The organism is Mycobacterium sp. IS-1590 (assembly GCF_001500025.1).
Taxonomy (GTDB): Bacteria; Actinomycetota; Actinomycetes; order Mycobacteriales; family Mycobacteriaceae; genus Mycobacterium.
On the sequence record NZ_LQIW01000012.1, the window covers coordinates 217,118 to 232,293 of the forward strand.

Below are 15,176 nucleotides of genomic sequence, written 5' to 3' on the forward strand. Positions count from 1 at the left end.
GGCCGGTGGAATCCGGCCCCGGTCATGGTCGATCATCAGGTTAGCCCGCAACGGATGTTCTCAATCCCCACGCGATCGCCGCGCGCAGCACTTCGTTGGCCCGCTTCACCCGGCGGCATCGGCCGTCGCGGCTATCGTTGCTGTCGTGCCCGACTGGAAGCCAGACGTGCTGCCGGGCTACTGGCAACACACGATGGCCCTCGGCGCGGACCCGGACGGAGAGGGCGAGCTCGTCGCCACCATCGTGCGTCGCGGGGAACCGGACCGGTCGGCCACGCGCGCGGTTCTGTTGGTGCACGGCTTCACCGACTATTTCTTCAACACCGAGCTCGCCGACCACCTCGCCGGGCGCGGATTCGCCTTCTACGCGATCGACCTGCACAAATGCGGACGCTCGTGGCGCGAGGGTCAGACGCCTCACTTCACCACCGACCTGGCCCGCTACGACGTCGAACTGGAGCGCGCGCTCGACATCATCGGTTCGGTGTCCCCGGCGGAGGTCCTGATGTACGGGCACTCGGCAGGTGGGCTCATCGTGTCGTTGTGGCTGGATCGGTTGCGCCGCCGCGGGCGGACCAGACGCAAACGCGTCGGCGGCCTCGTACTGAACAGCCCGTGGCTGGATCTGCAGGGGCCGTCGATACTGCGGGCCGCGCCGACGCGTGCCGCGCTGGGCGCCGTCTCGCGGGTGAGCAAGCGGCTGGTGGTGCGCCCGCCGAGCGAGGGTGGCTACGGTTCCTCACTGCACCGCGACTATCACGGCGACTTCGACTACGACCTGAAGTGGAAGCCCGTCGGCGGCTTCCCCGTCACGACGGGCTGGATCGCCGCGATCCGTCGGGGTCACGCGAGACTTCACCGCGGCCTCGACGTCGGTGTGCCCAACCTCATCCTGCGCTCGGACCGCAGCGTGCGTGAGATCAGGGACCCGGACGCGATTCAGCGCGGCGATGCGGTGCTCGACGTCAGGCAGATCGCCCGGTGGGCGGGATGCATCGGTAACCGGACCACGATCGTGCCCGTCGTCGACGCCAAGCACGACGTGTTCCTGTCGGTACCCGACGCGCGGCGAGCCGCATACGGCGAATTGGACCTGTGGCTGGACTGGTACCTCGACCCGGCCGCCCGCGGCTCCGCCGTCACTCGATCCCCAGGAGGCCGATCATCATGACGCACTTCGACATCGCGATCATCGGTACCGGCTCGGGCAACTCCATCCTCGACGAGCGCTACATCGACAAGAAGGTCGCGATCTGCGAGCAGAACGTGTTCGGCGGCACCTGCCTCAACGTGGGTTGCATCCCGACGAAGATGTTCGTCTACGCGGCCGGCATCGCCGACAACGTCAGGGATGCAGCACGATACGGCGTCGACGCGCACATCGACGCGGTGCGGTGGCCCGACATCGTCTCGCGGGTGTTCGGACGGATCGACCCGCTGGCGGTTGCGGGAGAGAACTACCGCCGCTCGTCACCGAATGTGCAGGTGTTCTCCAGCCACACCAGGTTCGCGCCGACCCGAGCCGACGGCCGGTACGCGTTGCGCACCGATGACGGCGACGAGTTCACCGCCGACCAGGTGGTGATCGCGGCCGGTTCCCGGGTGGTGGTGCCCGAGGCGGTCACCGAATGCGGTGCGCCGTACCACACCAGCGACACGATCATGCGGATCACCGATCTGCCCGAGCACCTCATCATCGTCGGCGGCGGTTATGTCGCTTGCGAATTCGCCCACATCTTCTCGTCGCTCGGCACCCGGATCACACTGCTGATCCGCGGCAGCACCCTGCTGCGCGGCCACGACGACGACATCGCCATGCGCTTCACCGACATCGCCGCCAAGAAGTGGGAGGTGCGCAACCATCACGAGCTGGCCGACGCCCACGAGGTCGACGGCGGCGTCGAGGTCACCTGTCACGACGGCTCCAATCTGCGCGGTGACGCGCTGTTGGTGGCGACCGGCCGCGTCCCCAACGGCGACCTGCTCGACGCGGAACACGCCGGTGTCAAGGTCACCGCGAGCGGACAGGTCGTGGTCGACGAATACCAACGCACCACGGCCCGTGGCATTTTCGCGCTCGGCGACGTGTCGTCGGATTATCAGCTCAAGCACGTGGCCAACCACGAAGCGCGCGTCGTCAAACACAACCTGCTGCAGGACTGGGATGACACCGACGCGCTCATGCCGGCCAACCACCGCCATGTGCCCTCGGCCGTCTTCACCGATCCGCAGATCGCCAGCGTCGGACTGACCGAGAACGAGGCCCGCGCACGGGGTTTCCGGATCAGGGTCAAGATCCAGGATTACGCCGACGTCGCCTACGGGTGGGCCATGGAGGACACCGCCGGTATCGCGAAACTCATCGTCGACGACGACTCCGGGCTGCTCCTCGGCGCCCATATCATGGGCCACCAGGCATCATCGCTGATCCAGCCGGTCATCCAGGCGATGGCGTTCGACCTGCCGGCCCAAGAGATGGCGCGCGGGCAGTACTGGATTCACCCCGCGCTGCCGGAAGTCATCGAGAACGGTTTGCTGGCGCTGTGCGGTGAACCGCCGTGGCCACCGTCCAAACGGCACTAGTCTCCGGCGATTTGGGTGCGTCGAAGCGCGCTCAGCGCAACAAGGCGCACACGATCCGCTAGCGGGCCGGCACCTCGAAGCCCCAGGGCAGCTCCAGCCGGTGCGCGGCAAGCAGTTCGGTGTCGGCGAGGATGTCCCGAATCGGCCCGTCTGCCACGATCACGCCGCGGTCCATCACCACCGCGCGCTCGCACAGCTGGGCGGCGTAGGGCAGGTCATGGGTGACGATCAGCATCGTGGAGTCCAGCGCGGACAGCGTCGCGGCCAGTTCCCGGCGGGCGACGGGATCGAGGTTCGCCGATGGTTCGTCGAGGACGAGGATGTCGGGCCGACATGCCAGCACGGTCGCCAACGCCGCGCGGCGGCGCTGGCCCGCCGACAAGTGGGTGGGGCTGCGATCGGCCTCATCGGTCAGCGACACGGTCGCGAGCGCTTCGCGCACCCGGTCGGCCAGCTCGCCACCGCGCAACCCGAAGTTCGCGGGGCCGAACGCCACATCCTGGGCGACGGTCGGCATGAACAACTGGTCGTCGGGGTCCTGGAAGACCAGTCCCACGCGCCTGCGCACATCGCGAAGTGTCTTGCGGGTCAGCGCGACATCGCCGATCCGCACCGTGCCCGACGTCGCGGTGAGCACACCGTTGAGGTGCAGCATGAGTGTGGTCTTGCCTGCGCCGTTGGGGCCCAGCACGGCGATGCGTTCCCCGTGGGACACGGTCAGGTCGACACCGTCGAGGGCCACGTGACCATCCGGGTAGACGTGGCGCAGGCCCTCGATAGTGATCGCGTTCATCGCAGCACCCATGCCGATACGGAGACCGCCACCGCGGCCGCGGCCGGCGCCATCACGACCACCCATTGCGACGCGACCGCCCGCGGTGGCGCACCGATGACGGCCAGATCGGGGGCGTTGCCGTCGAATCCGCGGGACAGCATCGCGACGTAGACCCGCTCACCGCGCTCGTAGGACCGTAGGAACAGTGCCCCGATGCCCTTGGCGATCGCGCCGGCCTGATGTAGGACACGTGGTGAATCGCCGCGCGAGATGCGCGCCATACGCATCCGGCTCGTCTCGGCGGTCAACAGGTCGACGTACCGGATCATCAGCACCAGAACCGACGTCGCGACCGCAGGCACACCGAGCCGGCCCAGAGCGGTCGGTAACTCGGTCGTCGAGGTGGTGGCGGCCAGGGTCAGCGCCGCCGCGACCCCGAGCGTGCCTTTGACGACGATGCCCCATGCCGCCCACAACCCGGCGACCGAGAGCTGCAGCCCGGCAACCTCGATGCGGTCGCCCCCCTCGGCGAACGGCAGCAGCACGGCCAGGACGAGGAACGGCGCTTCGATCAGCATCCGCGGCAGGACCCACCGCAGCGGGATGCGCGCGAGACGCCAGACGCCGACGACGATCACGGCGTACACGGCGAAGGGCCAGAACATCTCCCGCGGTGTCGCGACGACCGCGAGCACGAATACCAGAAGGCAGACGACCTTCACCTCGGCCGGGGCGCGGTGCACGACCGACTCGTCGTGCCGATAGAGGGGATGAGCGCCCGCGCCCATGGTCAGCCAGGCCCGTTGCGGTCGGTCACGTTGCGGCTGCGGGCAATCAGCCAGAACACCGATCCGGCGACGACGACCGTCGCGAGCACGCCGATGATCCCGGCGATCCCACCGGTGCCGTCGCGTCCGCCGATCGCGTAGTCGGCAAGCGGGGACGACGCCAGGCTGTGCTCCTCGGCGTGCTGGGCGATGCACTGCCCGGTGAGTTCCTCGCCGTCGGCGGTCTCGACGACCTCACACCCGCGCAGCGTCGTCGCATCGAGCCCGTCCGGGCTGGAACTGGCGAAGTAGGACACCGCACCGGCGATCAGCAGCGTGACGACCGCGAACACCGCCCAGAACTGCCAGCGCGCCCTCATGCCGCAACCTCCCGCCGGCTCCGACGCAACAGGTAGACGAGGTCGGGACGCGAACGCGCGACGGCCACCACGGTGACCGCGGTGATCACGCCCTCCCCCACACCGATCAGCGCATGGGTGCCGAGCATGTAGCCGGTCACTGCGCCCAGCGACGTGGTGGCCGCTCCACCGATCGCGTACTCGACGACGAAGCCCATTGCCGCGCAGATGGTTCCGATCAGCGCCGCGACGAACGCGATCACACCCAGTCCGGCCACCGGGACGTCCCGGCGCCTGCGCGCGACGGAGTACAGGAGCACGGCGGTCCCGTAGCCGGCGGCCACACCGATCACCGCCATGTTGACGATGTTGGTGCCCAGTGCCGTGACACCCCCGTCGGCGAACAGCAGCGCCTGCACCACGAGGACGATCGCGATGCACAGCGCCCCGGTGTACGGGCCGACGAGGATCGCCGCGAGCGCGCCGCCGAGCAGGTGACCGCTGACACCCGGGAGGATCGGGAAGTTGATCATCTGCACGGCGAAGATGAACGCGGCGACCAGGCCCGCCAGCGGCACCGTGCGCTCGTCGAGCTCGTTTCTGGCCTTGGCCGCGCACAGTGCGACGACGGCAACGGCGACGACGCCGAAGACGACGGAGGTCGGGGCGTTGACGATGCCGTCGCTCATGTGCATCGCGACGTACGAATGGGTCACCAGGCGAGCCTAGAGCTCCAGGTGAACACCTGTCTAGCTGAACAGGTGTTCATGCGAGCTTTGGCCTCCGGCGGGACCGGGCGGGCACCAATGGCCCACCCGGTCATGGCCTCAGCTGAGGCAAAGCCGGTGGTAGGTGTCCAGGGTGCGATTGGCGATATGAGTCCAATCCTTTTCCGCCTGCTTGTCACCCTGTTGACGTGCCACGTTGGCTACATGAATAGCGCTATCGGCCGACGCAGCGATCGCTGCGCAATTGGCTTGCCTCGGCTTGGCAGCGGCAGTACCTGTGGTGAGACCGGCGACTGCCGGCGTCGCGAGGGCCGCGGACAGCAACGCGGCGGCGATCGCCCGGTTGAGCACTGTGGCCATGATGTTTTCTCCTTCGCTTGTCGTCCGCGGGCCGTTCCCGCGAAACTGTTACGGCATCACCGTCGCGCGCGCGGCTTCGGTCTTCGTTGACGAAATGTGAAACGCGCAGTTCAGCGGGAGTTATCGCAATAGCGCAGGAGGGCTGCCCGGGCGAGCGCCACCGCCTCGGCGCCCGTCGGAGCGGCGTGCTCAGGGTCGGCTTCGGCGTCGTTGAGCGGCGAATCTTTTCCGGCGGTGAGCAACGCCTGGTGAAGTGCGAGCGCATCGCCGTCGGCCCCGACCCGGGCGAAGAACCGGGCGACGTAGCGCAGGTTGAGCCACTGTTGGCTCCAGTCCCCCACCCGGTCCCAGTGGTCCAGCACGTCGACGAAAGCGGTTGCCGCATCGGCGGGTTCACCGTGCACGGCCCGGGTCGACGCGACCTCCATCAGCGCGATGCCATACCACCAGAGGTTCGCAACCGAATCGGCAAGCGCGGCGGCCTCGTCGAACAACTGCAGCGCGCGATCGGGCTCGGATTTCTTGAGCACCAGCCCCAGCGCGTAGCGGCCCATCGATCGCGCCGTCGCGTTTCCGGTCTCGTCCGCGACACGCACCGCCTCCTCGGCCGCCGCCACCCCCTCGCTCGGGACCCGCAGGGCGGCATGGCATACCGAGATGTAGAACAGCGTCCACACGAGACGAATCGGATCGGCGTCGTCCCTGGCACGCTGTGCCTCCGCCTCGTAGTGCAGCAGGCTTGCGGCCGCATCGCCCTCGTAGAGTGCGACGTCGGCCAGCACGTCGGCGGGGTAGGCGACGCGAGCGGTGCCGCGGGCAGGAGGGCGGCCCTGTGCGAGCGTCGCGAGCCTACGGGCCGCATCGAATTCGCCCCTGTTCCAAGCCCCGCGCGCGGCGAAGCCGACGGCCGCGGCGTAGAGCGGGTGGGCGGGATCGGCCGCTTCGACGGCGCGTTCGGCCCACCCTGCCGATTCGTAGCTGTGTCGTAGGTGGACGACTTCGGGTAGTGAGGTCACCAGCCGCAGCGCGGTGTCGACGTCTCGAACCGAGAGCGCGTACTCGAACGCGGCTCGCAGGTTGTCGTAGTCGGGCAGCATCATGTCCACCCACATCCGCTCGTCAGGGCCGTGCATACCGGCAGCCGCGCCTTCTGCCAGCGCGGTGAAGTACTCGGCGTGCCGCGACGCCACGGAGTTGTCAACATTGTTGCGCTGCAGGCGATCCCGCCCATATGCGCGAAGCATCTCCAGAACCGTGTAGCGTGTCCGGCCAACCGATGTTTGCCGCGTCACCATCGATTTCTCGATGAGGCCGGTGAGTGAGTCGAGCGTGTCGTCTTCGTCGCCCGCGCCGCAAACCGCGTGCGCGGCTTCGACGTCGAATCCGCCCGCGAACACCGACAGCTTGGTGAACAGTTGCTGTTCGGCATCGGTCAACAGCTGGTAAGACCAGTCGATGGTCGCGACGAGGCTCTGTTGACGAGGACTGCCCCGCGCGCCGCCGCTGAGCAACCGCAACCCGTCCAACCGGCGCGCGACGTCGAGGCTGCTCATGGCGCGCATCCGGGCGGCGGCCAATTCGATTGCCAGTGGCAGACCGTCGACGCGTCGACAGATTTCGGCGACGGCGCCCACGGGCTCGTGTTCCAGGGCGAAATCGTGCCGGCTCGCCCTGGCTCGGTCGACGAATAACTGGGTGGCCTCGTCGAGCGGAAGCGGTGACACCGGCCAGATGTGTTCACCGTCAACGCCGATCGCTTCTCGGCTGGTGGCCAGTACCACGACATCGGGGCAGTTGCCCACAATCGAGTCGGCCAGCGTCGCGGCCGCGTCGAGCAGGTGTTCGCAGTTGTCCAGAACCAGCAGCAGGTTCTTCGCGCGCAGGTAATCGATCACTGTTTCCTCGATGCCCAGGCCGTGGCGTTGCTGCAGGCGAAGTGCGGCGGCCACGGTATGGCCCACGGCTGCACCGTCATCCAGCGGGGCGAGCTCGACGAGCGTGACTCCGTCGGCGAAGCGCGCTTGCGCCATGGCCGCGGCCTCGAGTGCCAGGCGGGTCTTGCCCACGCCGCCGACCCCGGTCATCGTGACCAGTGAACGCTCACGCAATACGTCGACGACGTGGGCGACCTCGTCGTCGCGCCCGACAAAACTGGTGCTTCGCCGCGGCAGGTTCATCCGGGGTCGGGCGCTGACGGCCACCGGTGGTCCGGCGGCCGGAACCGGAGCCGCCCGGTCACCCTCCAGGAGCTGCATGTGCACCTGTTGCAGCGCCGGACTCGGATCCGCGCCCAGATCCTCGACGAGCCGCTCACGCATCGCGCGGAACGTCTCGAGTGCGTCGGCCTGACGGCCACACCGGTACTGCGCCACCATCAGCTGCGCGGCCAACCGTTCGTCGAGCGGGTGATCGGTCAGCATGGTGGTCAGTTCGGGGAGCACCTCGGCGTGCCTGCCGGCCCGCAACGCGGCGTCGTTGCGATCCAGTGCGACAGCGAGTCGTTCGGCGTGCAGGGCGTTTCTGACCTCGTTCAGCCACGGGGTGTCGAGCGTGACGAATGGGTCGCCACGCCACAGCTGCAGCGCCCGGGCGAACAGCTCGTCGGATTCGAGGGGGTCGACTGCGGCGCGCGCCTGGTTGCTCAGATGCCGAAATCGGTGCAGGTCGACGCTCATCGGATCGGCCACCAGGGCATAGCCGCCGGACTCCCGCGCGATGTCGGCGTCCGCGCTGCGCCCGATGACTGCTCGCAACCGAGACACGTAGGCCGCCAGCGCATTACGCGCACGGTGGGGCGGTTTGTCGGCCCACACCCGATCGATCAGCTGGTCGGACGGGACCGGGCGGTTCAGGTCGATCAGCATCGCGACGAGAACCGCACGCTGGCGGGCGTGCCCGATGTCGACGCGTTCACCGTCGACCTCGGCCCCGACGTCGCCGAGCAGCCGGAACATCACCGTCACGCTCACAGCTTCCACCAGGGCCAACCGGGTGTCGGCACTATTCGTCAAGTACGGACAATCAGTGCCCCGATGCGGTCTTCGTGGCGGTGATCAGCAGATACTCGGCGTCGTACCCGGTTGCCGTCGAGCGGGGCCAGTCGGTGAGAAACCGTAGGAAGTCGCGGTCGAGGTCGGCGATACGCTGCGGCTCACTGGCGTTGAAGGCGTAGGTGGCGATCGTCGGCCCGTAGTTGCGCTTCCAGTACTCCCTGAACTCGAGCGGGCTCGCGCAGCGATCCATGCGAACGGTTCGCCGCTGCATCCGCAGATCGGTCACCCGGTCGGCGAACAGCGACTGCACGTGCGATTCGTCTCCCCACAGCGGTGCGGGGCTCGCACCGGGCGGCGGGGGCGGTGCGTAGGGCTTCATTGTCTTGAAGAGGTTGCCGATGAACCCCTCGGGAGTCCAGTTGATCATTCCGATGGTTCCGCCCGGTCGGCACACCCGCACCAGCTCATCGGCGGCGGCTTGATGGTGCGGTGCGAACATCGCTCCGACGCACGACATCACGACGTCAAAGCTGTTGTCGGCGAACGGCATCGCTTCGGCGTCCGCTTCGACCCACTCGATCTGGACTCCGTGCCGGTCGGCGATCGCGCGCCCCGCGGTGAACAACTCCGGCGTGAGGTCGCTTGCCGTGACGGCCGCACCCGCGGTGGCGGCCGGGATGGCCGCGTTGCCGGAGCCCGCGGCGACGTCGAGCACGCGGTCGCCCGCGCGGACTGCGCAGCCGCGCACCAGTTCGGGGCCCAGCTCGGGAATCAGCTCGGCGGCAACGGCCGGGTAGTCACCCGACGCCCACAGCGCCCGGTGTTTGGCCTTAAGTGCGCGGTCGGCATCGTGTTCGGTCGTGTTGTCCAGGGTGTTCTTCATGATCGTGCGCCTCGGTTTTCTCCTGCCCGTCACCCACCGGCGAGCATGGTCATCTGACGGCTTCGACGATCGGTCGAGGATGTGAAGCAACGCTTCGGTAATCGTGAAATTCCCTGGTCAGGCGTTCAGCCGTGCCGGGCGCCGATCCAGTGCAGCAAGTCGTGCACGATCTCGTCGTCGAGACGGTAGCTCACGGCCCGTCCCACCCGCGTGGCGCTGACCCAGCCCTGCTGGCGCAACACGCGAAGCGCCTGCGAGACGGCGTTTTCCGACCGGCCCAATGCCGATGCGAGGTCTCCGACGCGGATTCCCGGCACTCGGTGCAACGTGAGCAGAATCTCCAGCCGATGCGGGTCCGACAGCAGGTCGAACCGCTGCGTCCAGCTGGCGGTGTCGACGTCGGCCAGCGCCGACGCCGCGCGTTCGACGTCCACCTGGCCGACTGGCTCGTTCACGGGACTCAATGTAGCGCCGATGCGCACGCTCGCGGGCGCATGACCGTGCGCGAATGTCGATAAATGACCGGCGTGTCGGCGACTTACACGCACGCTGGCGAGGATTGTGTGGGGGCGCGGTGCTAGTCGAGGAAACCGTGCAGCAGCGCCGCGGACCCCTCGACGTGGGCCCGCATCGCTGACGCCGCACCCTCACCGTCGCCGGCGAGGATCGCGAGCACGATCGCCTCGTGCTGCTCGTCGGAATGGGCGATGTTGCGTGGCAGCAGCGGGATCCGGTCGAGCAGGGCATTGAGCCGCATCCTGTTCTCGGCCAGCAGCGGGACCAGCGACGGCGATCCGGCGGCCTCGGCGATCGCCAGGTGCAGGCGAGAGTCCAGGCGGCGGTAATCGTCGGGGGCGGCGGCGCGAACGTCGGCCATCCGGGCCCACAGCACCTCGCGTTCGGCAGCGGCGAGGGTCCGGGTGGCCGCCATCCGCGCGGCGCCGACTTCCAGGATCTCGCGCAGCCGTAACGCGTCGTCGATCTCCGCGCATGTGACCGCATCGGCCTCACCGGTGGGTCGCGGCAGCTCGTCGGCGAGGAACGTCCCGCCGTACCGTCCGCGCCGCGACACCAGGTAGCCCGCGTCGGACAACGACTTGATCGCCTCGCGCACGGTGTCGCGGCTGACGCCGAGCCGTGAGGCCAGTTCCCGCTCGGGCGGTAGGCACTCACCGGGCGCCAGCACGCCGAGCCGGATCATCTGCAGGAGCCGGGCCACGGCGTCCTCAAAGGCGTTACCCCCACGCACCGGGCGCAGCAGCGCTTCGGCCGCCACTTCCGCGGCGAAGCCGGCGTGCGTCACCGGCATCTCCGAGTCGGCCGACATGACTACAGCGGCGTGACGTAGTGACCGCCGATGCCGCCGTCGACGAGGAACGACGAGGCGGTGATGAACGACGCGTCATCGCTGGCGAGAAAGGCCACCGCGGCCGCGATCTCGTCGGGTTCGGCGAACCGGCCGGCCGGAATGTGCACCAACCGCCGTGCGGCCCGTTCGGGATCCTTGGCGAACAGCTCCTGCAGCAGCGGAGTGTTCACCGGTCCGGGGCACAGCGCGTTAACCCGGATCCCCTGGCGCGCGTACTGCACGCCCAGTTCACGCGACATCGTCAGCACGCCGCCCTTGGAGGCGGTGTAGGAGATCTGGGATGTCGCCGAACCCACCACCGCCACAAAGGAAGCCGTGTTGATGATCGAGCCCTTCTGCTGTGGCACCATGTGGCGCAGCGCCGCCTTGCAGCACAGGAACACCGACTTGAGGTTGACGTCCTGCACCCGCTGCCAGGCGTCGATGCCGGTGTTCTCGATCAGATCGTCATCGGGGGGGCTGATGCCCGCGTTGTTGAACGCGATGTCGACCGATCCGTAGGTCTCGGCGGCGGTGTCGAACAGCTTGTCCACGGCCACCTGGTCGGAGACGTCGAGCTGGACGAAGGTGCCGTTCAGATCGTCGGCGACGGTTTTTCCGGCCGCCGGGTCGATGTCGCCGATCACGACGGACGCACCCTCGGCCTTCATTCGCTTGGCGCTTGCCAGGCCGATGCCGCTGGCCCCGCCGGTGATGACGGCGACCTTGCCCGCCAAACGTTGCGTCAGATCCATCAGGCCTCCTGCACCGCGATGAACACGTTCTTGGTCTCGGTGAACGACAGCGGCGCATCCGGGCCGAGTTCGCGCCCGAGGCCGGACTGTTTGAAGCCGCCGAACGGCGTGTTGTACCGCACCGAGGAATGCGAGTTGACCGACAGGTTGCCCGCTTCCACCGCCCGCGACACCCGCACCGCCCGCGACAGGTTCTCGGTCCAGATCGACCCGGACAACCCGTATGGGGTGTCGTTGGCGAGCGCGATCGCGTCGGCCTCGTCGTCGAACGGCAGCACGGTGACCACCGGACCGAAGATCTCCTCGCGCACCGTGCGGTCGGTGCGCTGCGGCGTGAGCACCGTCGGCGGGAACCAGTACCCGGGCCCCGATGGAGCCGAACCCCGGAACGCGACGGGCGCGTCGTCGGGCACGAACGACGCGACGGTCTTCCAGTGTCCCTTCGACACCAGCGGGCCCATCTCGGTGTCTTTGGCGCGCGGGTCGCCGACCACGACGCCTTGTACCGCGGGCTCGAACAATTCCATGAAACGGTCATAGATGTTGCGCTGCACCAGAATTCGGCTGCGTGCACAACAGTCCTGCCCCGCGTTGTCGAACACCCCGTACGGCGCGGTAGCCGCCGCCTGCTCCAGATCGCAGTCGTCGAAGACGATGTTGGCGCTCTTACCGCCGAGCTCGAGGGTGACGCGTTTGACCTGTTTGGCCGCGCCCGCCATGACCCGGGTGCCGACCTCGGTGGAGCCGGTGAACACCACTTTGCGCACATCGGGATGCGAGACGAACCGTTCCCCGACCACCGACCCCTTACCGGGCAGCACACAGAACAGGTCGGCGGGGATGCCCGCCTCGACGGCCAACTCCCCCAGCCGGATCGTGGTGAGCGGCGTCCACTCCGCGGGTTTGACCAGCACGGCGTTGCCCGCCGCGAGCGCGGGCGCGAAGCCCCAGGCGGCGATCGTCATCGGAAAGTTCCACGGCGTGATGACGCCGACCACCCCGAGCGGCTCGTTGAACGTCACGTCGATGCCACCGGCGACCGGAATCTGCCTGCCGGACAGGCGTTCCGGCGTAGCGGCGTAGAACTGCAGCACATCGCGGACGTGGCCGGCCTCCCACTCGGCGTTCCCGATGGGGTGCCCCGAGTTGGCGACCTCGAGCGCCGCCAACTCGTCGATGTGAGCATCGACCGTCGCGGCGAACGCGCGCAGCGCGGCCGCCCGGTCGGCCGGTGCCTGCCGCGCCCATTCCCGTTGTGCCGCTTTCGCCCGGGCCACCGCATCGTCGACCGCGGCCTCGTCGGTCTGCTCGACGCTGGCCAGCAGCTCCTCGGTCGCCGGGTTGATCACGTCGGAAGTGCTCAAGCGTTCACCCTTTCTCGTGCATATGCGTCCGCCGCTTCGACGACGGCGGCGAACAGCCGCAGGTCGTCGAGGCGCTCTTCGGGATGCCACTGCACGGCCACGACGAACGCGTCCGGGTGTGTGGTCCTGTCGAGTTCGACCGCCTCGATGACGCCGTCGTCGTCCTGCGCGCTGATCACCAAGCCGTCGCCGAGTCGGTCGATGGCCTGGTGGTGGTAGCACTGCGCGTCCGACGACTCGCCGATGAGCTCGGCTATCCGGGTGCCCGGCACGGTGCGGACCGTCGACGTGGTGAACACCGCGTTGCCCTGCTGATGGCGGTTGTGTCCGATGACGTCGGGCAGGTGCTGGTGCAGGGTGCCGCCCAGCGCGACGTTGAGGACCTGGGCGCCGCGGCAGATGCCCAGCACCGGCATGCCGCGTCGCATCGCGCCGCGCACCATCGCGAACTCGAACTGGTCACGGCGCCGGTTGTCCTCGATGTCGGCGTCGGTGGCCGGGTGCGGGTTCTGGCCGTAGTGAGCGGGAACGACGTCACGGCCACCGGTGATGACGACGCCGTCGAGGCCGTCGAGCAACCGGTCGGCGATGTGGTCGTCGACGGGCTGCGGCGGAAGCAGAACCGAGATGCCGCCGGCCAGTTCGACGCCCTCGAAGTAGATCGCGGGCAAGAAGCTGGCCCGCACATCCCACACCCCGCTCTGCGCCTGCTGCAGGTAGGTGGTCAACCCGAGTACGGGCCTGCGATTCTGCCCGCGCGCACTAGAGCCGCTCAAAACCGCGAACCCTTTCCCAGTCCGTGACGGCGGCGTTGAACGCGGCCAACTCGACACGGGCGTTGTTGAGGTAGTGCTCGACCACCTCGTCGCCGAACGCGGCCCGCGCCACCTCGGACTTCTCGAACAGCGCCGCGGCCTCGGCGAGGGTGGTCGGAAGCCGTTCGACGCCACTGGTGTACGCATTGCCCTCCGTCGGCTCGGACAGTTCGAGTCCGCGTTCGATGCCGTACAGACCGCCGGCAATCAGCGCCGAGACCGCCAGGTACTGGTTGACGTCACCGCCGGGGGCCCGGTTCTCCATCCGCATACCGTGGCCGTGGCCGACGACGCGCAGCGCGCAGGACCGGTTGTCCAGACCCCACGCGATCGCGGTCGGGGCGAAACTGCCGTCGACGAACCGCTTGTAGGAGTTGATGTTTGGCGCGTAGAACAGCGTCAGCTCCCGCAAGGTGGCCAGCTGCCCGGCCACGAAGCTGCGGAACATCGGCGACATGCCGAGCGGGTCGGACTCGTCGGCGAACACCGCTGCACCGTCGTCGCCTCGCAGCGAGATGTGCACGTGGCAGCTGTTGCCTTCGCGTTCATCGAATTTCGCCATGAACGTCAGGCTCTTGCCGTGCCGGTCGGCGATCTCCTTGGCGCCGTTTTTGTAGATCGTGTGGTTGTCACAGGTGACCCGGGCATGGTCGAAGCGGAACGCGATCTCCTGCTGGCCGAGATTGCACTCCCCCTTGACACCCTCGCAGTACATGCCCGCACCGGTCATGCCGAGCCGGATGTCGCGCAGCAGCGGCTCCATCCGTGTCGAGCCGAGCATCGCGTAGTCGACGTTGTAGTCCGAGGCCGCCGTCAAACCGCGATACCCCTTGGCCCACGCCTCGCGGAAGCCGTCGTCGAACACCATGAACTCGAGTTCGGTCCCGACGTAGGGCACCAGACCGCGTTCGGCGAGCCGGTCGATCTGCCGGTTGAGGACGCTTCTGGGGGCCTGCTCGACCGGGCCGCCGTCGTGCCAACCCAGATCGGCCATCACCATCGCGGTGCCCGGCAGCCACGGAATCCGCCGCAGCGTCGAGAAGTCCGGCGTCATCACCATGTCGCCGTAGCCGGTCTCCCAACTCGACATCGAGTACCCGTCAACGGTGTTCATGTCGACGTCGACGGCCAGCAGATAGTTGCAGCATTCTGCGCCGTGCTCGGCGACCTCCTCGAGGAACAGCCGAGACGACACCCGCTTACCGGTGAGCCTGCCCTGCATATCGCAGAAGGCGACGATCACCGTGTCGATCTCGCCGTCGGCGATCATGCGCTCGAGATCGGCCTGCGACAACATGCCCGATGTGACGCTCATCCGTGGTGGGGCCTTTCCTTCGACGGCGCGAGATTGCCGGTAGTCAACCATCGGCCGTGACACGCTCCGGCGTTCGCCCAAGTCTTTTACCGAGATGTCACTTCCAAAGGTAGGACACCAGACCTTTGCAA

15 protein-coding genes are annotated in these 15,176 nt (G+C 68.1%); 2 read left to right on the top strand and 13 right to left on the bottom strand.

Annotation, left to right across the window (positions count from 1 at the left end):
- Positions 1–145: 145 nt before the first annotated feature.
- Entirely contained in the window at positions 146–1,171 is a 1,026-nt protein-coding gene (locus tag AU197_RS10545) for an alpha/beta hydrolase (protein WP_197415508.1), read from the top strand.
- Positions 1,168–2,583: a mycothione reductase gene (mtr, locus tag AU197_RS10550; RefSeq protein WP_064402576.1), complete on the top strand. Its 1,416-nt coding sequence runs from the start codon at positions 1,168–1,170 to the stop codon at positions 2,581–2,583. The genes AU197_RS10545 and mtr overlap by 4 nt, the downstream gene beginning before the upstream one ends.
- Positions 2,584–2,641: 58 nt before the next feature.
- On the opposite strand, the gene AU197_RS10555 is transcribed toward mtr, so the two are convergent.
- The 13 genes from AU197_RS10555 to AU197_RS10615 all read right to left on the bottom strand — a co-directional run bounded on the left by AU197_RS10555 (position 2,642) and on the right by AU197_RS10615 (position 15,045).
- The gene (locus AU197_RS10555) at positions 2,642–3,376 is read right to left on the bottom strand and encodes an ATP-binding cassette domain-containing protein (RefSeq protein ID WP_156434375.1); all 735 of its coding nucleotides are present in this window, start codon (positions 3,374–3,376) and stop codon (positions 2,642–2,644) included.
- Positions 3,373–4,146: a cobalt ECF transporter T component CbiQ gene (gene cbiQ, locus AU197_RS10560; protein WP_064402580.1), complete on the bottom strand. Its 774-nt coding sequence runs from the start codon at positions 4,144–4,146 to the stop codon at positions 3,373–3,375. The genes AU197_RS10555 and cbiQ overlap by 4 nt, the downstream gene beginning before the upstream one ends.
- Before the next feature lie 2 nt (positions 4,147–4,148).
- Complete coding sequence (locus tag AU197_RS10565) at positions 4,149–4,505, bottom strand: PDGLE domain-containing protein (protein ID WP_064402581.1); 357 nt, start codon at positions 4,503–4,505, stop codon at positions 4,149–4,151.
- Entirely contained in the window at positions 4,502–5,179 is a 678-nt protein-coding gene (locus AU197_RS10570; protein WP_064402867.1) for an energy-coupling factor ABC transporter permease, read from the bottom strand. Before AU197_RS10570 ends, AU197_RS10565 begins: the two co-directional genes overlap by 4 nt.
- Before the next feature lie 132 nt (positions 5,180–5,311).
- On the bottom strand, positions 5,312–5,572 hold the full coding sequence (locus AU197_RS26255) for a hypothetical protein (protein WP_156431733.1): 261 nt from the start codon (positions 5,570–5,572) through the stop codon (positions 5,312–5,314).
- A 110-nt stretch (positions 5,573–5,682) separates the two neighbouring features.
- Entirely contained in the window at positions 5,683–8,583 is a 2,901-nt protein-coding gene (locus tag AU197_RS10580; protein ID WP_231744888.1) for an AfsR/SARP family transcriptional regulator, read from the bottom strand.
- Positions 8,584–8,593: 10 nt separating this feature from the next.
- Positions 8,594–9,448 (bottom strand): class I SAM-dependent methyltransferase, encoded by an 855-nt coding sequence (locus tag AU197_RS10585; RefSeq protein ID WP_064402584.1) that lies wholly within the window; start codon positions 9,446–9,448, stop codon positions 8,594–8,596.
- A gap of 125 nt (positions 9,449–9,573) precedes the next feature.
- Entirely contained in the window at positions 9,574–9,903 is a 330-nt protein-coding gene (locus AU197_RS10590) for an ArsR/SmtB family transcription factor (protein ID WP_197415509.1), read from the bottom strand.
- Positions 9,904–10,025: 122 nt separating this feature from the next.
- Positions 10,026–10,775 (bottom strand): FadR/GntR family transcriptional regulator, encoded by a 750-nt coding sequence (locus AU197_RS10595; protein WP_064402586.1) that lies wholly within the window; start codon positions 10,773–10,775, stop codon positions 10,026–10,028.
- A gap of 2 nt (positions 10,776–10,777) precedes the next feature.
- The gene (locus tag AU197_RS10600; protein ID WP_197415516.1) at positions 10,778–11,554 is read right to left on the bottom strand and encodes a 3-oxoacyl-ACP reductase; all 777 of its coding nucleotides are present in this window, start codon (positions 11,552–11,554) and stop codon (positions 10,778–10,780) included.
- Positions 11,551–12,915, bottom strand: a complete 1,365-nt coding sequence (locus tag AU197_RS10605; RefSeq protein ID WP_064402590.1) for an aldehyde dehydrogenase family protein — start codon at positions 12,913–12,915, stop codon at positions 11,551–11,553. Before AU197_RS10605 ends, AU197_RS10600 begins: the two co-directional genes overlap by 4 nt.
- Positions 12,912–13,691 carry a gamma-glutamyl-gamma-aminobutyrate hydrolase family protein gene (locus AU197_RS10610; protein WP_231744889.1) on the bottom strand — a complete coding sequence of 260 codons (780 nt, stop codon included), beginning with the start codon at positions 13,689–13,691 and terminating at the stop codon, positions 12,912–12,914. Before AU197_RS10610 ends, AU197_RS10605 begins: the two co-directional genes overlap by 4 nt.
- Positions 13,678–15,045, bottom strand: coding sequence for a glutamine synthetase family protein (locus AU197_RS10615; protein ID WP_064402593.1), 1,368 nt, complete (start codon positions 15,043–15,045; stop codon positions 13,678–13,680). The genes AU197_RS10610 and AU197_RS10615 overlap by 14 nt, the downstream gene beginning before the upstream one ends.
- Between the last annotated feature and the right edge of the window lie 131 nt (positions 15,046–15,176).

Bases quoted from the DNA above. Each gene is read 5' to 3' on its own strand.
- AU197_RS10570 (WP_064402867.1), bottom strand. From the start codon at position 5,179: ATGCACATGAGCGACGGCATCGTCAACGCCCCGACCTCCGTCGTCTTC.
- AU197_RS10565 (WP_064402581.1), bottom strand. From the start codon at position 4,505: ATGAGGGCGCGCTGGCAGTTCTGGGCGGTGTTCGCGGTCGTCACGCTG.
- AU197_RS10555 (WP_156434375.1), bottom strand. From the start codon at position 3,376: ATGAACGCGATCACTATCGAGGGCCTGCGCCACGTCTACCCGGATGGT.
- cbiQ (WP_064402580.1), bottom strand. From the start codon at position 4,146: ATGGGCGCGGGCGCTCATCCCCTCTATCGGCACGACGAGTCGGTCGTG.
- AU197_RS10595 (WP_064402586.1), bottom strand. From the start codon at position 10,775: ATGTCGGCCGACTCGGAGATGCCGGTGACGCACGCCGGCTTCGCCGCG.
- AU197_RS10615 (WP_064402593.1), bottom strand. From the start codon at position 15,045: ATGAGCGTCACATCGGGCATGTTGTCGCAGGCCGATCTCGAGCGCATG.
- AU197_RS10585 (WP_064402584.1), bottom strand. From the start codon at position 9,448: ATGAAGAACACCCTGGACAACACGACCGAACACGATGCCGACCGCGCA.
- AU197_RS26255 (WP_156431733.1), bottom strand. From the start codon at position 5,572: ATGGCCACAGTGCTCAACCGGGCGATCGCCGCCGCGTTGCTGTCCGCG.
- mtr (WP_064402576.1), top strand. From the start codon at position 1,168: ATGACGCACTTCGACATCGCGATCATCGGTACCGGCTCGGGCAACTCC.